General features: G+C 31.9%; 16 protein-coding genes and 1 pseudogene. 5 read left to right on the forward strand and 12 right to left on the reverse strand.

Going from position 1 to position 24,345, the window contains the following annotated elements; all coding sequences use genetic code 11:
- Nucleotides 1-24: 24 nt before the first annotated feature.
- Genes JBKA6_RS05925 through JBKA6_RS05935 form a run of 3 tightly spaced genes read right to left on the reverse strand, consistent with a single transcriptional unit; the run spans nt 25 to nt 2,217 of the window.
- Nucleotides 25-798: an alpha/beta fold hydrolase gene (locus JBKA6_RS05925; RefSeq protein WP_096686798.1), complete on the reverse strand. Its 774-nt coding sequence runs from the start codon at nt 796-798 to the stop codon at nt 25-27.
- 7 nt (nt 799-805) lie between these two features.
- Nucleotides 806-1,516, reverse strand: coding sequence for a pyridoxine 5'-phosphate synthase (locus tag JBKA6_RS05930; RefSeq protein ID WP_096686800.1), 711 nt, complete (start codon nt 1,514-1,516; stop codon nt 806-808).
- Between the two features lie 14 nt (nt 1,517-1,530).
- Nucleotides 1,531-2,217, reverse strand: a complete 687-nt coding sequence (locus tag JBKA6_RS05935) for a carboxypeptidase-like regulatory domain-containing protein (RefSeq protein WP_096686802.1) — start codon at nt 2,215-2,217, stop codon at nt 1,531-1,533.
- Nucleotides 2,218-2,403: 186 nt separating this feature from the next.
- On the opposite strand from JBKA6_RS05935, the gene hemG reads away from it, so the two are divergent.
- The 4 genes and pseudogenes from hemG to JBKA6_RS07840 form a co-directional block, all read left to right on the forward strand.
- On the forward strand, nt 2,404-3,753 hold the full coding sequence (gene hemG, locus JBKA6_RS05940; protein ID WP_096686804.1) for a protoporphyrinogen oxidase: 1,350 nt from the start codon (nt 2,404-2,406) through the stop codon (nt 3,751-3,753).
- A 90-nt stretch (nt 3,754-3,843) separates the two neighbouring features.
- Nucleotides 3,844-5,247: a dihydrolipoyl dehydrogenase gene (lpdA, locus tag JBKA6_RS05945; protein ID WP_096686806.1), complete on the forward strand. Its 1,404-nt coding sequence runs from the start codon at nt 3,844-3,846 to the stop codon at nt 5,245-5,247.
- A 130-nt stretch (nt 5,248-5,377) separates the two neighbouring features.
- The gene (locus tag JBKA6_RS05950; RefSeq protein WP_096686808.1) at nt 5,378-6,082 is read left to right on the forward strand and encodes an energy transducer TonB; all 705 of its coding nucleotides are present in this window, start codon (nt 5,378-5,380) and stop codon (nt 6,080-6,082) included.
- 427 nt (nt 6,083-6,509) lie between these two features.
- Nucleotides 6,510-7,158, forward strand: a pseudogene (locus JBKA6_RS07840) (transposase); the annotation flags it as partial.
- 190 nt (nt 7,159-7,348) lie between these two features.
- On the opposite strand, the gene JBKA6_RS05965 reads toward JBKA6_RS07840, so the two are convergent.
- From JBKA6_RS05965 to JBKA6_RS05990, 6 genes are all read right to left on the reverse strand, one after another.
- Nucleotides 7,349-8,887, reverse strand: coding sequence for an Rne/Rng family ribonuclease (locus JBKA6_RS05965; protein ID WP_096686814.1), 1,539 nt, complete (start codon nt 8,885-8,887; stop codon nt 7,349-7,351).
- A gap of 203 nt (nt 8,888-9,090) precedes the next feature.
- On the reverse strand, nt 9,091-9,378 hold the full coding sequence (locus JBKA6_RS05970) for an HU family DNA-binding protein (protein ID WP_096686816.1): 288 nt from the start codon (nt 9,376-9,378) through the stop codon (nt 9,091-9,093).
- Nucleotides 9,379-9,569: 191 nt separating this feature from the next.
- Nucleotides 9,570-12,998, reverse strand: a complete 3,429-nt coding sequence (locus JBKA6_RS05975; protein WP_197703101.1) for an efflux RND transporter permease subunit — start codon at nt 12,996-12,998, stop codon at nt 9,570-9,572.
- 16 nt (nt 12,999-13,014) lie between these two features.
- Nucleotides 13,015-14,052, reverse strand: a complete 1,038-nt coding sequence (locus tag JBKA6_RS05980) for an efflux RND transporter periplasmic adaptor subunit (RefSeq protein ID WP_096686820.1) — start codon at nt 14,050-14,052, stop codon at nt 13,015-13,017.
- Nucleotide 14,053: 1 nt separating this feature from the next.
- Nucleotides 14,054-15,454 (reverse strand): TolC family protein, encoded by a 1,401-nt coding sequence (locus JBKA6_RS05985; protein WP_096686823.1) that lies wholly within the window; start codon nt 15,452-15,454, stop codon nt 14,054-14,056.
- A 208-nt stretch (nt 15,455-15,662) separates the two neighbouring features.
- Entirely contained in the window at nt 15,663-17,204 is a 1,542-nt protein-coding gene (locus JBKA6_RS05990; RefSeq protein WP_096686825.1) for an IS1182 family transposase, read from the reverse strand.
- 289 nt (nt 17,205-17,493) lie between these two features.
- Between JBKA6_RS05990 and JBKA6_RS05995 the strand changes: the two genes are divergently transcribed.
- On the forward strand, nt 17,494-21,411 hold the full coding sequence (locus JBKA6_RS05995; RefSeq protein WP_096686827.1) for a DUF5018 domain-containing protein: 3,918 nt from the start codon (nt 17,494-17,496) through the stop codon (nt 21,409-21,411).
- Between the two features lie 664 nt (nt 21,412-22,075).
- On the opposite strand, the gene JBKA6_RS06000 is transcribed toward JBKA6_RS05995, so the two are convergent.
- From JBKA6_RS06000 to JBKA6_RS06010, 3 genes are read right to left on the reverse strand one after another with little or no spacing between them, the layout of a single operon-like run.
- Entirely contained in the window at nt 22,076-23,344 is a 1,269-nt protein-coding gene (locus JBKA6_RS06000) for a glycerophosphodiester phosphodiesterase family protein (protein WP_096686829.1), read from the reverse strand.
- A 28-nt stretch (nt 23,345-23,372) separates the two neighbouring features.
- Nucleotides 23,373-23,567, reverse strand: coding sequence for a 50S ribosomal protein L32 (gene rpmF / locus JBKA6_RS06005; RefSeq protein WP_096686831.1), 195 nt, complete (start codon nt 23,565-23,567; stop codon nt 23,373-23,375).
- A 16-nt stretch (nt 23,568-23,583) separates the two neighbouring features.
- Complete coding sequence (locus JBKA6_RS06010; RefSeq protein WP_096686833.1) at nt 23,584-24,099, reverse strand: YceD family protein; 516 nt, start codon at nt 24,097-24,099, stop codon at nt 23,584-23,586.
- Nucleotides 24,100-24,345: the final 246 nt, after the last annotated feature.

The raw sequence follows: 24,345 nt of genomic DNA on the forward strand, positions 1-24,345 counted from the left end.
TTAAAGCCCGAAAAAAAACAATATTTAACCTCTTAAAAAGAGATCAGTTTGTTGTGAAAAATCTTCAGGATTATCTGATTGAACCCAGTGTCCAGCATTTTTTATTTCAACTATTTTACTATTTGGAAAGTGATGTTTTATTATCTCTGAATCAGCATCTACTATATAGTCTGATTTTTCTCCCGAAAGAAATAATGTTTCCTTTTCAAAAGAAAAAGAACTAGGTAATTCTTTTCCTATTTCGACTATTTCCCTCTCCAAGACTTTTGAATTAAATCTCCAAGCTAATAAATCGTCGTCTCCTCTGTATAATCCCTTTAGAATAAATTGTCTAATGCCATAATTTGATATTCTTTTTTCCATAAATTCCTCCGCCGATTTTCTAGATGATATATCCTCTAAAGGCATATCGTGTATAGCATTAAACAGATCAGTAAAATTTATTTTATATTTCTTAGGACAAATGTCTATTACTATTAGTTTGCTTATCAACTCAGGATACATACACGCAAAATTCATCGATACTTTACCTCCCATGGAGTGCCCCATCAAAAGTATATCAGACAAATTATAATGATCTATATACCTCTTTAAATCTTCTGTCATAACAGTATAATTCATTTCATCTGAATGAAAACTACTGCCGTGATTTCTATGATCTACTAAGTGAACCTCAAAATATTCAGAGTTTTTTTTGCCGTATGTCAACCAATTATCAGACATACCTAATAATCCATGTAAGATAACAAGAGGTTGCTTGCCGTTTTCAAATACTGTCGAGTGCAATATATCGTTCATAGTTATTTTAATATAATTGTGTTAAATACATTTTAATGGTATTTTCCAATCCGTTGTATATAGAATCAGAAATAAGAGAATGCCCAATTGAAACTTCTAAGAGTTGTGGAATGTTTTTACTGAAAAAATTTAGATTGTCTATATTCAAATCGTGTCCAGCATTTACGCCCAAGCCTAATTTATTAGCTATTCTAGCTGCTTGTATATAAGGCTTAATAACGATATCTTTGTTTTGGTAATTCTTAGCGTATTGTTCTGTGTATAGTTCTATCCTGTCTGCACCTGTAAGGGCAGCACCTTCTATATCTTTTTCATTTGGATATACGAATACAGAAGTTCTAATATTATTCTTTTTTAGCTCACTTATTACCTCTGTCAGAAAAGATTTATTCGATACAGTATCCCAACCAGAATTTGAAGTTATGGCATTTTCTTCATCAGGGACTAAGGTCACTTGTGTGGGTTTGACATCTAATACTAAGTCTATAAACTTAGATATGGGATTTCCCTCTATATTGTACTCTGTTTTTACTTGATCTTTTAAATCATAAACATCTCTGTAGGTGATGTGTCTTTCATCTGGTCTGGGATGAACCGTTATGCCTTGTGCTCCAAAGCTCTCACAGTCGGCAACTACCTTGAGTAAGTTTGGAATATCTCCCCCACGGGAATTTCTCAACGTGGCGATCTTATTTACATTAACACTCAGTGTAGGCATCATATAAAAAGCTATTAATTTCCCTTTACCCCTTTTTTAGATAGCTTATAACTTTCATAACACTCTTTGAGAGATTGTATTATTTCCATGTCTGATAACTCTAATATAGAAGACTTTGAATACTTACAGTAGTTTAATATCTCATTTATTTCTTTTTTAGAGACGCTAGACAATCTAGTTATTAGATCTTCGACAAAATTAATATTTAATTTCTCTATGAAAGCCTGTTTTTTTCTTATCACTTTTAATTTTTTTATTTCATCATACCTAGAATTAAATAAATCGTATAAAAAATCTATAGGTTGAAAAATAGTAGCTTCGGCAGGTTTGGGATTTCCTAGATCTTCAGAGGTTTTAAATCCTGGAAACTTTTTCAATGTTGATATATTCTTATCCTTTATTTTTTTTACATCTATCTCTAGTATCCCTGTCAGATTATGTGAGATTAAAACTATTTGTCTTAAGTTAAAAGTTTTTTCAGATAGAAAAATTTTTATCTCATCTCCTTTAGACTCTTTTACAAGTACATGTTTAGTATAGTAGTTTATACCTGAAATTATCAAAGTGTCTCCAACAGAGGCATTTATAGTGAATTGCCCATATTCATTGGCTATACTTTTTTTGTAAGTATTTGGATTCAAAATTTGTACACTTGGAATGGGCAATCTAGATATTGAATCTAATATTTCTCCGTGATACATACTATTTTGTCCCCTTAAATAGGTAATATTGCAGGTGAGTATAAAAAGTGATATTAAAAGGATTTTATTCATCTTGCAGGATAATTACAAATAATGACTCCTCAATGCAGAACCTATGGGTTGTGCAAATATATCTTAAATTAAATACTCAGTGTCTACTCTTTTAAGGTAAACCAATGGTAATAAATGGATAATAATATATTAGATTCAGTTATTGTGGGTTCAGGTATTTCGGGACTGACCCTAGCACACGAATTACATAAAAGAGATAAAAAATTTATCATTATAGACGAAATAAAAGATGTTGGAGGGATGTTACAAACCCAAGAAATTCAGGGTTTCCCTATAGATAACTCTGCTGTTTCGGCATCCATGAATAAAGAACTCTTACAACTTATAAGGGAATTAAATCTAGAAGACAAAGTATTATATGCTAATAGTACTGCAAAAAAGAGATATATATTAAGATCGGGAAAATTACATGACATAAATTTTTCAATACCTGGAATATTGAAATCTTCTCTGTTGTCTCTATCATCCAAGATTAGAATTTTTAAAGAAATATTTATAAAGCCATTTAATGGCAATTATGATGAATCCGTAGCTCAATTTGTAAGTAGACGATTTGGTAAGGAGTTTTTAGATTATGTTGTAAATCCTATGGTTGCTGGAATTTTCTCTGGAGATCCAAAAAAAATGAGTCTGAAGTCATCTTTTTCTAAAATCTACGATCTAGAACGTATCTACGGATCGATTATAAAGGGATTAAATAAGATTGCTAAACAACAAAGTCCTCTCAATAGAAATATCTTTTCATTTAAAGGAGGATTATCTGCTTTGACAAAAGCTATAAGCGATCAATTTCCTCCTGAGATAGTTCAAACCTCTACAAGATTAGAGAGTGTAGAAAAACAAAAGGATAATTTTATTTTGACAGTGGTAAAAAATGACAAGAGAAAAGTCATAACCACCAAATCTTTATTGTTGACAATTCCATCTCATAGAATAAGTAGAATTATAAAATGGTTAGACTTATCGAAAATTGATGATATTTATTATTCTCCCATAAATATTTTAACTCTGTGTTATAACAGAGTTGATATAAAACACCCTTTAGATGCTTTTGGTTTTTTAGTTCCTGAAAAAGAAAAAATGTCTTTTTTGGGAGCGATTTGGAATACATCTATTTTCACTGATAAATATCCAAAGGATAAGGTATTATTCACAATTTTTATAGGCAGAGCTAGAAATGCAGATAAATTGGCAAATAATAAAAAGCAAGTGATAGAAGATGCAAAATTAGAATTTGAAAAAATAATGTGTATCGAGAGAAATAAAGAGGTCTTTACTAGAGTAAATTTAATAGAAAAATCTATTCCTCAATACGGTATTGGTCATTCTAATATTATAGATTATATAGGTGAAATAGAAAAAAATAATAGAGGATTATATTTTTCAGGAAATTACATCAGTGGAATTTCCATAGGTGATTGTGTTAAATACAATGTAGAATTATCTGCAGAAAAATTGGCTTAGTAATTGCAGTAAATCGTTAAAATTCTACTTCATTAAATGAATATTTTTGCTGTATATTCGTGCCGTGTCTAAAAAAACGAAATGTAAATTATGAATAAGTATGATGTCGCTGTAATAGGTTCAGGTCCTGGTGGTTATGTAGCAGCTATTCGTTGTTCGCAGTTGGGTATGAAAACTGCTATAATAGAAAAATATCAAACATTAGGAGGTACTTGTTTAAATGTTGGTTGTATACCATCAAAAGCCCTTTTGGACTCTTCAGAGCATTTTCATAATGCTAAAAATAATTTTTCAGATCACGGAATAGATATAAGTGAATTAAAAGTGAATATCTCTAAAATGATATCTCGTAAAGATCAGGTTGTATCTCAAACTTGTGATGGGATTAATTTTTTAATGAAAAAAAATAAAATAGATGTATATCACGGCATAGCCTCTTTTAGTGATTCTAAACATATAAATATCTTAAAATCAGATGATTCTACCGAGCAAATAATGGCTGAAAAAACTGTCATAGCTACAGGTTCTAAACCCTTGGAGCCATCATTTGTAAAAATTGATAAAAAAAGGATAATAACCTCCACAGAAGCTTTGAAATTAAAGGAAGTGCCAAAAAATTTATTAGTCATAGGTGGAGGGGTTATAGGCTTGGAATTGGGGTCTGTATATGCCCGTCTAGGAGCTGAGGTTAGGGTAATAGAATTCCAAGATTCTATATTGCCTAATATGGACAAAAGTGTTTCAAAAGAATTACAAAAAAATCTAAAAAAGTTGGGCTTTGAGTTTAGCCTTTCTCACAAGGTAAAGGAGATCGTATCTAATGGTGATATAGTTAGTGTTATAACTGAAAATGCCAAAGGAGAATCTGTAGAATTTAAAGGAGATTACTGTTTGATTTCTGTAGGCAGAAGACCTAATACAAAAGACTTAAATCTTGAAAATATTGGAGTTGAGGTAAATGACAATGGGTGTATAGATACAAATGAATATTTACAAACTAATATTCCAAATATTTATGCCATAGGAGACGTGGTAAAAGGACCTATGTTGGCTCATAAATCTAGTGATGAAGGAGTCTTCGTCGCTGAGCACATATCTGGAAAAAAACCTCATATAAATTACAATTTAATCCCTTCTGTAGTTTATACTTGGCCAGAGGTTGCAAGTGTTGGTTTTACAGAGCAACAGCTCAAAAGTAATAATAAGAATTATAAAGTTGGATCTTTTCCTATTAGGGCTTTAGGAAGAGCCAGAGCTAGCGGAGATATAGATGGGTTAGTAAAGGTTTTGAGTGATTCACAAACTGATGAGGTAATGGGTGTTCATATTATAAGTGCAAGAGCTGCTGATATGATAGGAGAGGCAGTAGTTGCTATGGAATATCGCGCTTCTACAGAGGACATGTCTATGATATCTCATGCTCATCCTACTTTTTCAGAAGCTCTAAAGGAGGCCTCTCTAGATGCTATGGGCAAGATAGCTATTCATATTTAGGATAAAAAAAAATCATAAATTATGTAATAATTTACTGTATTTGTAAAACAATTTATAGCTTTGGCGGTTTAATAATATTTTTTTTTGTAAAAAAATACAGCAGCTAACCTTTTAGTTTTAACACTTTAAAATGGAATTAAAAAAGAATCCAAAAGCAGACGTAGACAGAAATAGAGTTATTTATATACAAGTTGGACTCATAATTGCTTTGTTATGTACTTATATAGCTCTAGAATGGAAGACTTATGATAAGGTTATTAGCAGTCTTGGTGTCTTATCTCTTATGGAAGAGGAAGATGAGATTGTACCAATTACACAAAGGGAAACTCCCCCACCTCCGCCGCCACCACCGCCACCTTCTCAAGAAATCATAAATATTGTAGAAGACGACATAAAACTAGAGGAAGAATTAGATATCCCAGATACTGAAATTAGCGAAGAGGAAGCTGTAGAGATAATAGATGAAGAAGAGGTAGATGAGGTATTCAATTTTATGGTTGTTGAAGATCAGCCTGTATTTCCTGGATGTGAAGACGTACCAAAAAAAGATAGGTATATGTGTTTTCAAAAGGGAATAATGAATTTTATTAGAAAGAACTTTGTGTATCCAGAGATAGCTAAAGAGATGGGAATACAAGGGAAAGTTATAGTTGGCTTTGTAATAAAAAAAGATGGAAATGTATCTGACATACGCGTTATTAGAGGAGTAGATAAACATTTAGATCAAGAGGCTATTAGACTTATCAGCAAATTACCACGTATAATGCCAGCTAAACAAAGGGGGAAGCCTGTTAAAGTAACATTTAACTTACCTGTATTCTTTAAATTACAATGATAAAATCTTGTGCCATCATTATTTAACCTGGATTAATATTCTTATGAATTTCCAGGTTAAATCTATCGTTTTTATTCAGTGTTTATAAGTAATTGCCAATCTAACTCAGGTTATAAATAATGTGTTTTTATTCCTAATTTTTGGACTTTATCTAAAGTGCTTGCTTTTTGGGTAAAGCCCTTTAAAATTAACACTTTATATTCAAATTCAAATATAACTATGAATAATTTAGGTTAAAGTAATGTTAGTAGAGCTATATAGAAAAGCAGTCTTTCTTTGAGACACCATCCTGTAAAGAGTGTGTAAAGTTTATTTAGGATACAAAATCCTAGATATTTAAAAAAACCCAATTAAAACTTTATACAAATGAAAAAAAGAAGATTTATTAAAAGATGAATTCTTAAAGCAATTCAAGACAGGAGAAGATCTGCTATCATTTCTAAAAGATATTCACAGACGTGGTATTGAAAAGATTCTAGAAGGAATTAGATTCACATTTGGATTATTCTAAATATGAGCAGTCTAAGAATACAAATTTCTACAATGGCTATTCTACAAAGAATGTTAGGACATCATTAGGAGAGAGCAAGATTAAAGTTCCAAGAGATAGAGATTCTTCTTTTAATCCTATGTTAATCCCTAAACCTAGAGCTTATGGTTAGGGAAGAATGGATCATCTGCCTTTTTTGGATGAGCGTATTAACAGATTTAAAGGCTAGAGGAGTTGAGGATATACTTATCACAGCTACGGATAATTTAAATGGCTTTACACAAACTGTAAAAAATGGATTTCTTGAATCCACAACACAAATATGTGTAGTATCACCCAATCAGGAATTCGAGCAGATACGTAGTATGGAAGGATAAAAAGATGTTTTTTAATGACATGAAATAAATATACAATTCCCCTACAAAACAATCCAGCTGAGGCCAGCCCTAAATGTCTTTTTGCAAAGACATGGGAATCTAAGTATTCCTATGCTGTTAAAAGCTGGCGAGATAACTGGGAGAAATTATCTGCTTTTTATGAATTTTCCGTAGAAATCAGGAAAATTATTTACACGACCAACTTGATCAACCCAGATTATTCATGGTTTGTATTTCAATTTGAATATAAAGTGTTATTTTTAAAGGGTTTCAACCAAAAATAACTACTTTATATATAGCCCAAAAATGAGGAATAAAAATATACCATTTATAATCCTGAATTCATCAATGACTACTTATAAATACTGGATAAAGTGATAGTGTCCTCTTTGAATCTTATTATATAGTTATTTCAACCCCATTTTTATCAGAAATGGTATACTGAGTAACGTCATAAGAATACATAGGTATTATTTTGATGATCCTCTTTAAATCTAAAATCCATTTCATTCTTAGCGAGAAGAATCCGCTCTTTATATAAGATGCTATAAATGGGTGTACGTTTATATTGATAATTCCCTTGTGCTTCTTGTAAAGAATAACATTTCTTAAGTTATCATAGATGTGATCTATCAATACTATTGGTGTTTCTATTTCTCTTGCGTTAGATGAATCAGATATATTTATATTCATCTCAGATCTCACCCTTTGACGAGTGATTTGCATAAGGCCAAATTTTGTTATAGGAAGTATCTTATGCTTTGCCCTGTCCTTTTTCATTTCTTCACTAAAGAAACTGAATAGACTATCTCTATTTTCTTTTGATTTCATATCTATGAAATCTATAATTATAATTCCTCCCATATCTCTTAGCTTTAACTGCCTTGCAATCTCAGAAGCCGCTATGAGATTTATATCTAAGATCCCTTGCTCTCTATCGTCCTCTTCAAATTTGATTCTATTTCCACTATTGACATCTATTATATGCATAGCTTCAGTATGCTCTATTACTAGATATACACCTTTTGTTAGGGAAACTGTTTTTCCAAAAGAAGTTTTGATTTGTCTTTCTACGCCAAATTTTTCGAAAATGGGAACAGAAGAGTTAAAATATTTTACAATATTCTTCTTATCAGGAGCTATTATTTTTAAATGTTCATCTATCTCTCTGCATAATTCTTTATCGTCGGAAATTATTTTGTCAAAATTATCACTAAATATGTCCCTTAATATAACCGACGCCTTATCTAATTCCTTCATCACATTAGAAGGAGCAGTTTTTTCTCTGATATTTTGAGTTAATTTGTCCCATTTTCTAACCAGACTGTTTAAATCCGTATCTAGATCTGAAACTTTTTTGTCCTTTGCAAAGGTTCTAACAATAATACCAAAATCTTTAGGTTTTATACTTAGTAATAGTTTTTTCAACCTTTTTCTTTCAGAAGAACTCTTGATTTTTTGCGATATAGAAACCTTATTTGAAAATGGCACTAATATCAAATACCTGCCAGCTATTAATAATTCAGCAGTCAATCTGGCTCCCTTGGTAGATATGGGTTCTTTTACTATTTGCACCAAAATATCTTGTCCTTGTTCAAGGACATCGGAAATATTACCCTCTGGCACCGAAGCAGAGCTTTTTTCTAATATAGGATATGGGTTTTCTTTGCCTTCCTTGATATTAGTATAAAACTCAGCGTAAGCATCTATCTCCCTACCTACTTCTTGATAATGAATAAAGGCATCTTTTTTAGTTCCGATATTTACGAAAGCAGCATTGAGGCTAGGTAATAATTTCTTAACTCTCCCTATGTATATATCTCCAACAGAAAACTCTTTTTTTGAATCTTCTACATGAAGTTCTATCAATCTACCGTCCTCTAACAGAGCTATGTTAACTTTCTCCGAATTTCCTTTTAGAATAAGATCTACTCCCACTTTATTTTTAATCTCATGATACAAAAGACACAGAATACGTCACTCACAGAATTGAAAAACTACACAATAAATACTATATTGTGTAGTTAATATCGACCCCTAAGTAATTTATTTCTTCTTGTGTCTATTTTTCTTCATTCTCTTTTTACGCTTGTGTGTAGAAATCTTATGTCTCTTTCGTTTTTTTCCGCTTGGCATTTACTTTATTTTTTACTTGTATTTTTAACAATATCTTTAAATTCTTTACTCGCTTTGAATACTGGAACACTACGTTGAGGAACTATAATCGTTGTATTTTTACTAATATTTCTAGCTAACTTTTCGGCTCTTTGTTTAATTACAAAACTTCCAAACCCTCTTAGATAAACGTTATCCCCCCCCGCTAAAGAATCTTTTATCTCCGACATAAAACTTTCCACAACCACAGATACTTCTCTTTTTTCCATACCAGTGTTGCTGCAAATATTTGATATCAAATCTGATTTTCTCATCTTTATAGTGATACCTATAAACGAATAATATTAGCTGCAAATTTATACATTTAATTTATAATTAACTTTAATTTTAAATGAAAAAACATTTAAACATATCAGACTAAAAACAACTTTAAATTCGATACTCAAAATCTCTTGAGTAAAGACATTCAAACAGTTGAATAAACCTTCAAATCAAGATATAACATCTATAAATTAGTCCTTGACAAACTAATTCTTTGATATATCAAATACATAGCTGGGACTATCACTAAAGTTAAAAAAGTAGCAAAACTAAGACCAAATATAATCGTCCAAGCCATAGGTCCCCAAAATAGAGTATTATCACCTCCCACATATACATCGGGTTCGTATTTAGTAAAAAGACCGAAAAAATCTATATTCATACCCACGGCAAGAGGTATTAGACCAATAATTGTGGTTATGGCCGTCAACAAAACAGGACGAAGTCTTTTCTTTCCAGATTCTATAACACTATCGTATATAACACTAAAAGGCATATTTTGGTGTATTCCCATCTCTTGACACTTTCTACTCAATGTCAAATTGGTATAATCGACCAATACGATGGCATTATTTACAACTACACCAGCTAAAGATATAATACCTATCATGGTCATTATTATGACAAAATCCATCTGAAATAACACCAACCCTAACAACACCCCTATAAGACTTAGAATCACAGAAATGACTATAATCAAAGGGATGAAAAAAGAGTTAAACTGAGCAACTATAATTAGAAAAATAATAGAAATAGCTATGAGCAAAGACTTACTTAAAAACTCCATCTGTTCTTCTTGTTTTTTCTGTTCCCCTGTAAAACGTATGCTTATACCTTTGGGTTTATCTATATCTTTTATATGATTTTTTATCTGTTTTACAATATCATTTGCATTATAACTTTCCAATACACTAGAAGTTATAGTGATCACTTTCTTTAGATTATTCCTCTTTATAGATGTGTAATCACTCTTCTTTTTGACCTCTGCTACTGTAGAGATAGGAACTTGTATGTTCCTCCCCCCTTGTTCGAAAGATATCTTTTGATCTAATATTGAAGCTTGATCATATCTGTATTTTTTAGAGAAACGCATATTTATATCGTACTCTTCATCTCCCTTCTTAAATACGGATATTTTCTTCCCATATAGAGAAGATCTAATATTATCTCCTATCTTAAAAATATGTAATCCTAATTTTTGTGCTTTTTCTCTATCTATATAGATCTGCATATCAGGTTTGGATTTATCTATATCTAAAACTAAATTTTCTACACCAGGTATATTTAATTTATTTATGAAGTCTTTTAACTTATTGGAAAAATCCAAAATTTCTTTATAGTCATCACCCTCTACCGCTACGCTTATTGGAGCCCCTGTTGGGGGGCCAACAGAATCCTTTTTTACAAAGACACTGGTTCCAGGAACCATGCCGATTACATCGTGTATCTCTGTCATAACTGAAGAACTGCTAATACCACGTCGTAGATTATAGTCTTGAAAATTTATAATTATCTTAGCCCTGTGAGATACTATACTTTGAGACTTATCTTTATCCAAATCATTTGCCCCCTCTCCTACCTTAGATATGATAGACTTGACCATAAAATTCTCTCCACTCTTCTTATCTTCATATTTTTTTAAGAAATCTATAATTTTCTGCTCTATTCTTTTTGTGATATCATTTGTGATTTCTATATCTGTTCCCACTTCATTTTCTATATACACATAACATATATTAGGTTCGTTTTTTGGAAAAAATAAAACTTTAGGCGTAAAGACAATAAAAATAAAAACAGATAATGCCAATATAAGTATTGAACCTATTAGGGATTTCTTGGCATTATTACCCTTGAGACAAAATCTCAATATACTTTCGTATTTACTCTCGACAAAGGGCAAAAAAGTGTTTTTAAAATTCTCTGTGCATGTATTCAAATACTTAAAAGTTGACAAAACAATAGATATCAATATAGATACATTACCTATTAAAACTATTAATTCACTATCAAATACAAATAATCCGAGCACTAATGAGGATATTCCAAATAACGAGAAAATCACAGCTTTTTTAATGGCTTTTTTTTGATCTATAACCTTTTCTTCTACTTTCATAAACATAGATGTAAATACTGGGTTTATTACCAAGGCTACAATAAGAGAAGAACACAATACAATTATGATAGTTATAGGTAAATACTTCATAAATTCCCCCATAATACCAGGCCATATGGCCAAGGGAATAAAGGCAGCAAGAGTAGTTAAAGTAGAAGCTATAATGGGCATGGCCACCTCACCTACACCTCTATTGGCAGCATCCAAATTAGATGCTCGCTCGTCCATTAGCCTATATATATTCTCTACTACTACTATGCCGTTATCTACTAGCATTCCCAATGACAGTACAAGTGCGAATAACACCATGGTATTTAGAGTGACACCTAAAAAAGACAGGATCATAAAAGAGAGCAACATAGACAAAGGAATAGCTATCCCTATAAATAGTGCATTTCTCAACCCTAAAAAAAACATCAACACAAATATCACTAAGAGCATGCCAGAAATAATATTGTTTTCCAAAGAAGAGGTAGACTTATCTATATTTTCCGATTGATCGTTAGTTCTAATAATCTCCAGCTTAGAAGGCAAGTATGTCTCGTAAGCCTTTTTTATGATTTCATCTATTTTTTTAGATGCAGAAATTAAATTTTCTCCAGATTTCTTCTTTATATCTATTACTACCACTGGGTTTTTAAAATATCTGGCATATTTTTCTATCTCTTTTTCTTTAAATTCTACCCGAGCTATATCTTTTAAAAAGACAGCATTCCCATTTTTATTGCGAACTATTACATTAGCTATGTCTTTAGTGTCTCTAAATTCTCCTATTACCCTAACGGTTCGCTTAATGTTATCAGTGAGCATAGCACCTCCAGAAATGGTAATATTCTCAGCTTTTACAGAATTCTCTATCTCACCGAAACTAACATTCATAGATTCCATCTTGTGTTTATCTATGCTTATCTCTACTTCTTTTTCTTGAATTCCTCCTATGTCTACACTAGATATCTCTCTCAGATTACTTATTTCATCTTTTAGATATTCTGCAAAAACTTCTAGCTCTTGAACCGAAAAATCTCCAGTTAGATTTAGATTCATTATGGGTAGTAGCTCCGATAAATTCAACTCAAAAATATTCGGCTCAGAAGGTAAATCCTTTGGAAAACTGTTTTTAGATTTTACTATATCTACCTTATCCTTAACCTTTCTAAGAGCTTCACTCGGACTTATTCCAGTCATAAATTTTACACTGATATTAGAAAACCCCTCAACAGAAGTAGAACTTATATCATCTATTCCAGATATGGTATTTATCTCACGCTCTAAAGGTATGGTTATTAACTTCTCTATGTCTGCTGGCCCATTGCCTGGATAAGCAGTACCTATATAAATCTCTGGCATGACTATTTCTGGAAAGCCCTCCCTAGGCATACCCATATAAGAGTTGTATCCAGTTATAAAAATTAAAATAGTCAGTACTACAACGGTGGTTCTGTTACTTAGAGATAAACGAGTCAGCCAAAATTGTTTCTGCTTTTTTTTATCCTCGACCATTATTCTATCTGTTTTGTTATTTGATTATTTCTATTTCATCACCTTCGTTTAATTGATGAGAACCTTTATCAACTATTATTTCCCCTTGTTCTATCCCCTCTTCTATGACTAATTTGTCTTTGTAATTTAAAGATACCTCAACCCCTCTCTTTTGCACTTTACCATTTTCCTGAACTACAAAAACATAGTTCTCACCTTGAAAATCTTGCCTTATAATATGGCTGGGTAAGCTTATTACATCCTCTAGAGAAACAGTATTTATATTCAAAATAACAGAAGAATTTATCTTTATATTTTCCGAATTATTATTCACATCTACTCTCACTAAAAATGTTCTATTCGATGGATTGATATAATTTGAAACCCATTTTATCTTCGCCTTAACAGGCTTTTCCACCCCAGGGATGTCTATAGATACTCGATTACCTATTTTTACTTTATTGATGTATATCTCAGGAATCTGAGCTTTGAAATATATCTCGTCTAAATTTATAACTCTCATGACTGGGTTTTGTGGGGATATAACCTGAGACTTTTTAACTAAAATCTCGTCTACTACCCCATTGAAAGGAGATGATATGGTCATCATATCTAATTGATCATAGAGGCTTTGTAATCTATTTTCTAAAGAATTTTTATCTGTCTTGGCTTTCAAATACTGCATTTCAGTCCCTATTTTCTTTTTCCACAATGCAGATTGCTTTTTGAATAAAATGGTAGCCATATTTAGATTAGCCTTTAATTCTTTTATAGAAGATTGTAACACATCAGATTTTATCTTCAGCAAAAAGTCTGATTTTTTGACCTTTTGTCCTTCCCTTACATTTAGAGATTGTATTTTACCAGAAGACTCTGGATATATCAAAATATCTTGATCAGATTCGGCATTAGCTTGAATACTTATATAGTGTTCAAAATTAGATTTTTCAGCCATAAATACTGTCGCTGCCGTTTTTTTAGGTATAGCCGATTCTTTGGGTTTTACCTCTCTCTTATTGGCACAAGATGAGAATATTACAAAAATCCAAATGGTTATGATATTTTTATTGTACATCCTATAAGTTTAAAATCTTATTTAATTCTGTCTTTGATTGAAATAATTTATACAGAGATTGCAAATACTCTCTTTGAGCATCGTACATCTGATTCTGAACCTTAGAGAAACTCATACTGCTACTAAGTCCGTTTAAAAATTTAGTTTGTTCATTTTTTAATATCTCTTCTGCTAATTTTACATTCTCTAAGGAGATATTAGATTGATCTACAGATAATAGATATTCACTTTTGGTATTTTCAAAATCTAATTTTAATTTTTCTTTTAATTCTTCATGTTGGTTTTTAGATTTATCAAAAGCTATTCTCGCTTGTTGTACCAAAGAGCTAGTCTTAAAACTATTGAAAATAGGTATCTTCATAGATATCCCTATAAAGGAAGATCCTAGCCATTTCTGATCGGATGAAAAGAATTTGAAATCATTGTTATTAGCTGTTAGATCGTAACTGTACGAAGCTTGTATACTTGGTAAATACTTCATCTGCTCTAGATTCATTAGAAGTTTATTAGCTCTAATTGTATTTTCTGATATCTCAATATCTATATTATTAGATGTATGATCGTAATCATTCTCTTTGGAAAATAACTCTAAAGGAAAAGGTAAGTCTGTTATTTTGTATATATCCTCGCTCAGTGATAGATCTTCTTCAATGGGCATTCCCATATTAAATTTCAACATATTATAAGATACCTCTACTTGTCTTTGGGCATATCTTATCTGACTATTTATATTAGATAGCACCAATCTCATTTGATCTAAATCCTGCTTTTCTAAAAATCCATTTTTTAACATCTTCTCGGATTCCTCCACATTATTTTGTGCTATCTCTTTATTCTTATTTAGGATAAGTAGATTCTCTTCGGATATCAAAACTCCTGCGTATGAGTTAGCAATTACGGCTTTGATTTCTATCTCTGTCTTTTTTTTGATGTTTTTAAAAGTCTGTATATAAACCTCTGAAGACATCAAACCCACTATATAAGAGCCATCGAATATCAACTGAGAAACAACTACCCCAGCTCTTAAGGTTTGATCTGTTCCAAATTTCATCTCTATAAATTCTCCTTCGGGTTTGGTGTATTCCTTCATTAATTGTAGATCAAAATATTTTTTATTGATATTTATTATATTCTCAGTTTGATCAAAAGCGCTTTTAGGCATCAAAGTAGCGGGACGTTCTAGGAAATTACTATAAGATGCATTACCTTCTACACGTGGTAATCCCATGGCTATATTTTCCCATCTTTTTTCATATGCTGCCTCTATATCCATAGAGACCCTCTGATTATTTCGATTATTCTTCAGAGCGTACTCCTGCGCTTCGAGTAGAGATATCTTTTTATTTTGACCTATCACAGAATAAGACAGACACAAGAGTAGCAACCAAATAAAATATTTCATTTAAACCGTTATTTTTTCAAAAAAATACCGAGCAAATTTAACAACTTAAGTCAATATTCAAATTTTGATAGCTCACTTACACACAATCATCGAAACTAAAGCTTGAATCAAATAAACAAAAGAAGCCGTCTCATTAATGAAATGAGGCTTTTTTAATTTTTGGTATTTAGCATTACATTTTACTTTCCTTTTAAAAGGAAGGTTCTTTTTATGAGACCTTTTTTCGAAGATTGTGTGCCAAAGCATGTAATCCAAATTCTAATTCTGCTTTTTTAATCCCTTTATGTGTAAATCTCTTGAAGTTTCGGTTTGATTTGATATGTCCGAAGACAGGTTCTACATCTGATGTTCTTTTTTTACGTCTATTTTGACCTTCATTACTCTTGAGCCTATTACGCATTATATTCTTGTGCCTTTCAAGATGATGATTACGTTCTATCTTTCTATTGTACTTTGATTTATGACAAAGCCCTCGTAGTGAACAACCTTGACAATTTTGTGCTTGATATACGCTGGAAGTCTGATTGTAACCTGATTTTGTAGTATTCTTTCGTTTATAGATTTTATCCATTCTTTGGACCATAGGACACACATAGTAATCTTCTTGTTCATTATAATGAAGATTATCTCTATGAAAGTCAACATTAGAGTTTTTCTTTCGATTAGATTTATAAGTCCGTTGCTCTTTATCAAAAGTGTTATACTTAACATAACCACTTATTTCAACATCTTCTAGGTATTGGTAATTTTCTTCACTCCCATAACCAGCATCAGCACTAAGGTATTTTGGAAGTGATTGATATAGTTTTTCGTAAGACTGTAAATGAGGTTTTAGTGTATGGATGTCATTGGTATTCTGATGTAGACTGTAGTGTATGATAAACTGAGATTCTGTACTGATTTGAACATTATACCCTGGCTTTAATTGACCATTGAGCATATGATCTTCTTTCATGCGTATAAAGGTAGCGTCAAGATCCGTTTTACTATAACTGTTACGACCTGATAGTATTTGTTCTTGTTGTTGATACTTTTCAAGATTGATTGGAAAATTCTTTTCCATATAGCGAGCCTTGGCTTTGGCCTTACTGCTTGCTTTGGTATTACCTTTGAGTATCTTATTGATTTTAGTAGCGGTCTTTTCTACTTTCTCTTTGTCGATCTTACTAAAGTCTTGAGCGGTAGGATCTATATCTTCTTCATCTGCGATACTCTGAGCATACTGCCACATATTTTCCAGCTGCTCGGACATTTTTTCTTTACGAGTCTTGATTGCATTACCCCAAACAAAAGTATAACGTCCAGCCATGGATTCAATTTTAGTCCCATCTGTAAAGACTTCCTTGAGTGTTAACAAGCCTTCATCTGCCAATAACAAGACCACTTGTTTGAAAATATCTTTAAAAATGGTCTTGAGTTTTTTACTACGGAATCGAGCAATGGTATTGTGATCTACTACCTGTTGAGCTGAAAGCCACATATAAATGATGTTTTCACGCATTGCTTTCTCAATTTTTCTTGAAGAATAGGTGTTATCCATGTAGGCATATACCATTACTTTTAGCATCATCTTAGGATGGTAGCTTGGTTTACCTTCTTTACTGTACTCAGAAATCAACAAATTGAGGTTTAGTTGTTCAATCACACCATTGACAACTCGCACAGGATGATCTGCAGGAATCAATTCTTCGATACTAGGCGGAAAAAGCCAATTTTGTTGTTGGTTGTAGTCCCTGAAATTTGTATTCATACTATTTGATTATCAATCAGTTAGCAAGATACAAACTAATAGGTAAAAAACTACACTTTTAAACAAAAAAAGAAGAAGCTGCCCTGGTTTTGAGACAGCTTCTTTCTGTTTAAAGAATATCATGACTATTAAAAAGGAACCGCAACTAAATAATTACTACTATCTTAGCTAAGATATTTGGTTCTCTGTCTTTTGAGGTAGAGAGTAGGATAAGTCTTATGGCTAGGACTTTGAATACTGTGGTATTTAGAGGATTCTTGTTTTTTTAACCAATTATATTATTAAAATTATGTTTAAGAAAAATTATTTTATAAAGAGTATTATTTTCTCTTTTGTGTTGTTATCGGTAATTATTTTCTCCTGTGAGAAAAATAAGGTTTACCAAGATGATTTAGGTGTATGTATAGATTCATTTGCCTTGCTGGATTCTGAAAATGACCAAAAAAATTTAGGTTCTGATATAAAATGTGATATAGATGCTGAGAATTATACTATATCGCTAACAGTTCCTAGTTCGGCTGAATTAAGAGGCTTAAAGTTTAATATAACCCCATGTGAAGGGGTTAGCATATCTCCTGCTAGTGGAGAAGAAACTGATTTTGAACTTGTTGAAAAACCTTCTGGAGAGTCTACTGAGGAAGCTTCTGAAGCGTCTTCTGAGGGATCTTCTTCTAAACGTTATAAAAAGATATTTACTTTAACAAAAGGAGAAAAAAGTCAAGAATATACTGTATATATAACTAAAGAATCAGCGCCAGTTTTATCAAATTTTACTATACAAGCTAATACTAGCAAAGGCATTAAAACTGATGTAGGTGCTGTTATAACTGATGACACTGACACTGCTACAGGTAAGATTGTATTAAAAATACCTTATACAGGGACTGCTATTAGTTTAGAAGGATTAACATCTATTATCAATGTTCCTGAAGGTTTTACTGTAGATCCAATCGCTGGCACAATAACCGAAAGTATTCAAAGTAAAGAATTTACTTTAACAAAAACTGACACAGGTTCTCAAAGAGTTTACACTGTTGAAGCAGTTAAAGGGCCTTTTATTGACACTTTTAAATTTGCTGCTACCAGTGGGAGTACTAATATCGGTATAACTACTGAAGTAACAGGGAATATAGATCATACTGCTGGCACTATAACTGTAACAGTTCCTAGTGGTGTCATTTTATCTAATTTAACTTCTACAATCGCAGTGGGAGAGAACACTAAATCTGAGTTCACTCCTTCTACTCAGACAGATTTTAGTTCTAATGTTCAGTATACAGTAACATCTTCTAATTCTTCAGCTACAGATTTTACTAAAGAGTATACAGTAATCATAACTAAAGCTTTAGCTAGTGATTGTTCTATTAGTAGTTTTAAATTAGAAAAATCTAAAAATGAAACTAGGATTTTCGCAGATAGAGTAGGCGTTATTACTGAATCTACTGATACTGATCCTTCTACTATAACATTACACGTGTCTGATGCTGCTACTTTAGATGGTTTAACTCCTACAATAGTTCATACAGGGGCTAGTATTACTTCAGGAGATTCTACTACTACTGAAACTACTGATTCTGCCAGCACCAACATTACTACAACTACAGTAAATTATACAGTGACTGCTGCAGATGGAAAAACAAAGGTTTATGCGGTAAAATATGTCAAAGACTTATCTTCTAATAATAGAATTTCTGAGTTTAAGTTTACAAAGAGTGATAGCGATAATACTGGGTTGAAATTAACTAGGTCTTCTGTTGATACTGCTGGGGCTAGAGCTAGTGATGTTGTAATTAGTAATAATAACACTAATACTGGTACTGAAACAATATCAGTAAAAGTGTCTACTGCAGCAACCATAACAGCTTTAATTCCTACCATAACTAAGCATGAAAGAGCTACTATAAGTCCAGGTGTTGCTACTCATGATTATAGCACTAATAATAGTCAGGTTTACATAATAACTGCTGAAGACGGTCAAACAAGAGAGTATACAGTATCTGTTGCTAAAAGTTTGTCTAATGAAAAGGTTATAAGTACTTTTAAATTTGAGAATTCTCAAAATACTGATAAGAATTTTGGTAGTAGTACGGATTATCCATCAGAAACTATAACTTCTACTGGAGATAGGGATGTTGATGTAAGTGTTAAAATTCCAAATGGTGTTACACTAACAGGTCTAAAGCCTACTATAGAACTTAGTGATAATAATGCTAAAGTAAGTCCAGCAAATCAAATAGAGCAGAGTTTCACGCGTGGTACAGCTGTAGATTATACTGTAACTGCTCAAGATGGTACTACTAGAAAGTATAAAGTGACTATAGGAGCATTAAGTACAGCGGCGCAGATCACATCCTTTAAAATATTAACAGAAGATCATAATGGTAATTCAAAGATTACACAAGATATGATAGTAACTCCGACAAGCAATGGAAGTGAATATACAATCGTATTAGATGGAGAAGATAATTCTACTGTGAGTCTTAGTCCTGAAATAGTATTTACTGGTTCTAAAGTAGAGCCAGCATCTAAAGCGCCTACTACATTTACATATGGTCAAGCGAAAACATATATTGTAACAGCTGAAAATGGTACTACCAAACAATATAGTGTAATTGTAAAGTCGTCGAATTCTAAGATGAAATCTTTTAAGTTTAAAACTGGTAGTAATAGCACTGGAAAAATTGTTCAAGATGTAACAGGAATTATAGATCATGATGCTAAAACAGTAACTGTAAAAGTTCCTTACAATGCAGTTGTCACGGCTTTAACTCCTGAAGTATTAGGAAATAATGGCTCTACAGTTACACTTAAAACAGGAGGAGTAGATGCTAATACAGAACAAAATTTTAGTAGTCAAAAAACTTATACAGTTACTGCTCAAGATGGAACTACAAGCGATTACGCTGTAACTGTAACTAAAGAAGTAGAACCTACTATATCTGAGTTTAAATTTACTACTGCTTCCAACGGGAGTAAAAATCTTGGTAGTACTGATATAATAGGTGAGATTACTAATAATACTGGAGACACACCAGGAGAGATAATTCTTAAAGTTCCTCATAATGCAAGTTTAGATGTATTAACTCCAACTGTTACAGGAACTTCTACTTCTGGCTTTAGCGTGTATAAAGGGGCAACTGGTACTGAAGTAGCTAATGCTTCTAATAATTTCGAGAATTCTCACAGTACTCCTAAAGAATACAGTGCAGTGGATGCTGCTGGAGGGAGGAAGGTGTATAATGTGAGAGTTTATAAAGAGCCTGCCATAACGGAGTTTAAGTTTACTAAAACTGCAAATTCAGGAGCTAGTTTTCCAGATAGTCCAACTGAATATACTGCTTCGACTATTACTCAAAATGGGATATCAGAAAATGGAACTATAACAATTACAGTTGCTAATACAGTTAATGTAACAGAATTAAAAAAAGCTACTATTACTAGTGAAAATATTGATACTTCTAATCCTGTAGATATAAGTTTTACAGGTTCTGCTTCTACTTATTCTGCAACTATTACAGTTGCAAATAAGGATTTATCTGGATTTAATAAAACCTATACAGTTAATTTAACTAAAGAAGCAGCGCCAAAGTTGACAAGCTTTAAAATAAACGCTAATTCTGGTAAAGGTATTCAAAATGAGGTAAGTGCTGAATTTACGCATCCTAGTGCTAGTGATGGAAAAGGTGGGAAGATAATGTTAAAATTTCCAAAGAATAATGAACATGCTTTTGATTTAACAGAGTTAAGTTATACTGAGACCGCCAGTACAGGAGCTACTTTAACTCCTGCTAGTAAAATTTCAGAAGATATTACTGCTGGGAATAGTAAAATTACTCTAACAACTACTCTAGGTTCTACCTCAGAATATACCGTAGAAGCAGTTAAGGGGCCTTATATTAGTAAGTTTGACTTTAAAACAGATACTAGTGGTGGTACTAATACAAGTATAACTGCTGATGTTGACGGGACAATTGATCATGCTAATAATACTATAAAACTAGTGCTTCCTAGTACGGTTACGGAAGACTTAACAGCAATACAGCTAACTCCTACAATTGAATTGGGAGATAGCGGTACTAGTACTATTGAGCCTGCTAGTGGGACTGAGCAAACTTTCACTAGTGGGAGCGCTACGTATACAGTAAAAAATTCTAGTGATACAACCTTTATTAAAACATATACTGTAACTGTAACTAAACAAAACTAGTTAGAACTAATAGAATTATTATTTCAACTTTAATCTAAGAGTAAGCCGTCTCATTAATGAAATGAGGCGTTTTTTTTTATTTTTGGTATTTAGCCCTACATTTTAGTTTCTTTTTAAAAGAAAGTTGTTTTTTCATACTAACCTTTTTCGAAGATTGTGTGCTAAAGTATGTAATCTAAATTTTAATTCTGCTTTTTTAATCCCTTTATACTTAGTTCGATTAATAATTACTTAGGGTAATTAACCTAGATTATTCATGGTTTGTATTTCAATTTGAATATAAAGTGTTATTTTTAGAGGGTTTCAACCAAAAATAACCACTTTAGATATAGCCCAAAAATGAGGAATAAAAATATACCATTTATAACTCTGAGTTCATTAGTGACTACTTATAAATACTGGATAAAGCGATAGATTCTATCCAAAAAAATCATACGACTGTGAATAATCTGGGTTAACAAAAAAAATAAGGAAAAAATATCACGTCTAATCTATTTTAATATGACTATAAATAATCCAGGTTGAGTTTTTTAAAAAAACAAATGGCCATAATTTTCACTAAAAAACTAAAACAGTGATAGTTTATTTACATATAGCTAGGGAAAAATATTACTCAATATAATTTAAAAATAAATAATTCCTTAATTCAATTGATAAGATAAACTCAATACCCTAGCTCATTGAGAACATTTATAGCAGTTTTATCATTAGTATTCAGTCTATTATAGTATATAAGAGACTGGTCGGATAAGTTGGTAAAAATACCGTCTATGAACATACTCCTCTTGGGAATTAGTTTGAGATTTTTTTTAGGCTTACGAGATTTATTTTCAAATCTACTTTGATTGTCTGTATAATAATAATCTCCATTGTATCTTTTCAACTGATCGTCAGTATCAAAAGAATAAGCATGTACTAACATTTGAGCCTTATGTATCATCTCACACATCCAAGGCTCACATAAATCATCATAATTATTAGGAGCACCAGCTATGCTAACTCCCATTATATGAACGTTGTTTTCCACAGAAAAATTTATATTATCCGCAAAAGAATCTGCACTGCCCTTGCCCACCATATCATCCTTCCACAACAACAGACATTTAGGTATACCTGAAAGATACTTTTCTAAATTTTTTATACTCTCACGGGAAAAAGACTGTAAAATCACTCTGCCATTAGTATTAGCTACACCAACCTTATTCGAAAAAACAGGAATCTCCTTAGGGCTGTCTGTAACCAACCATCCCATTTTTTTAATTTCCGCCTTTAAAACCTCTTCTATCCCTTTGAATAATTGAGGTTCTTTAGTTTCCATATAAACCCCTGGCCTATGGCCATTGTCATATGGATCTTTTTCATACAGGTAGTGACCTTCCCTTCCAATTCTTTTATCTTTTAAAGGAAGTCCTTTTTCATCTCGTTTTATTCTGTACCCTTCAGCTATCATAAACACATCCTCAAGGGTAGATATTTTTTGATTTACAAAGGATTTTCTAGCATTTTTAGGTTTTTCTTTATTAAACCAAGATCCCGCATCTAAATTTCTCAATTCCTCAAGAGTGAATTTACTAGTATTGTAATTAGCTCTATCGGGATAAACCTCTTTTATATTAGTAGTTCTATTCAGATTATCATCGTGCAAGGCTAATAAGACACCATCTTTGGTCATCTGCACATCTACCTCTATATAATCGGCTCCAATATTTCTAGCCCATCTAAAAGCTGCTTCTGTCTCTTCAGGCGCCCAAAAAGTAGTTCCTCTGTGGGCTATTACAGGATCTGCCTTTACGTAATCCCTAACCTTCAAAGCAGAAGGTGATAACTTCTTTAAGGGTAATTTATTCGAGTCTACAGAATCGTAATCCTGCCCCAATGCAATAAACGAATTAACCATAAACATACCAATGATTACAGGCGATAAATATTTCATAATTAAATAACTGAATGAGAAAAGAAATCTAGACTACAGCATCGTCTTTAGTCATGACTACCTTACCCCTGTAATACAATTTACCTTCAAACCAGTGAGCTCTATGAGACAAATGTGCCTCTCCTGTAGTAGGACATATTCCGAAAGTAGGTGACTCAGCTTTGTAATGAGTTCTTCTTTTATCTCTTCTCTGTTTAGAGGTCTTTCTTTTAGGATGTGCCATTTTTTATATAATTTTTTTAGTTTAATATTCTTTTTAATTTATCCCAACGGGGATCTGTTATTTCAACTTTTTTACTTTCAAAATCTTCTTGTGAAGAATAAAAATCTTCGGTGTAATTCTTAATTTTAGGATGAACTCTTTTCATAGGTAAAGAAAGCACTATTAGTTCGTATATATATTGAGATATATCTAATGCGTGTACGTTGTGAGGCACTACGATCATATCTTGATAATCATCATTGAAAGCATCTCCGAATTTGATTAAAAATTCCATATCATTTTGTACAGGAAGAAGAAAATGCTCTTGAGAAATATCACACGGAACTCCTAATTCTCCCTTTAAATTTATATACATCTTTACAGTATTGACGTGTTTTTTTACACACACCTCAACTCTGACATTCATTTTTGATATATCCCCTACATAGCCTTTAAACTCTAAAAAAGATTCGTTCAAATCGAATATGTAAACAGAATCATTTAGATTTAAGTTTACTAATCTGATTACACAAGAGTGGTCTAGCCTTTTCATACTCAGAGAGTATTTTATAAAAAATCTAATACTCGGGGCAAAAATAACTAAAAAAATAAGAAAATAGATACTAAAAAAACTAATGTCTAAAATTTTACTTTTTCAATTTCCTATTTAGATATTATCTATTTCAAGGCGTTTTTTTTTGACTAAGAATAGAACTGTTTTTCTCAGAGAAATAAAAAAACTTCGCAGAAAAAAAGCTCAACTAAAATAAAACTACAGCTTTAGTCTTTTAATTTTGAA

The sequence above is a fragment of the Ichthyobacterium seriolicida genome, assembly GCF_002369955.1.
In the GTDB taxonomy this organism is placed as follows: Bacteria; Bacteroidota; Bacteroidia; order Flavobacteriales; family Ichthyobacteriaceae; genus Ichthyobacterium; species Ichthyobacterium seriolicida.

Coding starts and splice junctions, on each gene's coding strand:
- JBKA6_RS05925 (WP_096686798.1), bottom strand. CDS start 798: ATGAACGATATATTGCACTCGACAGTATTTGAAAACGGCAAGCAACCT.
- JBKA6_RS05930 (WP_096686800.1), bottom strand. CDS start 1,516: ATGCCTACACTGAGTGTTAATGTAAATAAGATCGCCACGTTGAGAAAT.
- JBKA6_RS05935 (WP_096686802.1), bottom strand. CDS start 2,217: ATGTATCACGGAGAAATATTAGATTCAATATCTAGATTGCCCATTCCA.
- hemG (WP_096686804.1), top strand. CDS start 2,404: ATGGATAATAATATATTAGATTCAGTTATTGTGGGTTCAGGTATTTCG.
- lpdA (WP_096686806.1), top strand. CDS start 3,844: ATGAATAAGTATGATGTCGCTGTAATAGGTTCAGGTCCTGGTGGTTAT.
- JBKA6_RS05950 (WP_096686808.1), top strand. CDS start 5,378: ATGGAATTAAAAAAGAATCCAAAAGCAGACGTAGACAGAAATAGAGTT.
- JBKA6_RS05970 (WP_096686816.1), bottom strand. CDS start 9,378: ATGAGAAAATCAGATTTGATATCAAATATTTGCAGCAACACTGGTATG.
- JBKA6_RS05975 (WP_197703101.1), bottom strand. CDS start 12,998: ATGGTCGAGGATAAAAAAAAGCAGAAACAATTTTGGCTGACTCGTTTA.
- JBKA6_RS05980 (WP_096686820.1), bottom strand. CDS start 14,052: ATGTACAATAAAAATATCATAACCATTTGGATTTTTGTAATATTCTCA.
- JBKA6_RS05985 (WP_096686823.1), bottom strand. CDS start 15,454: ATGAAATATTTTATTTGGTTGCTACTCTTGTGTCTGTCTTATTCTGTG.
- JBKA6_RS05990 (WP_096686825.1), bottom strand. CDS start 17,204: ATGAATACAAATTTCAGGGACTACAACCAACAACAAAATTGGCTTTTT.
- JBKA6_RS05995 (WP_096686827.1), top strand. CDS start 17,494: ATGTTTAAGAAAAATTATTTTATAAAGAGTATTATTTTCTCTTTTGTG.
- JBKA6_RS06000 (WP_096686829.1), bottom strand. CDS start 23,344: ATGAAATATTTATCGCCTGTAATCATTGGTATGTTTATGGTTAATTCG.
- rpmF (WP_096686831.1), bottom strand. CDS start 23,567: ATGGCACATCCTAAAAGAAAGACCTCTAAACAGAGAAGAGATAAAAGA.
- JBKA6_RS06010 (WP_096686833.1), bottom strand. CDS start 24,099: ATGAAAAGGCTAGACCACTCTTGTGTAATCAGATTAGTAAACTTAAAT.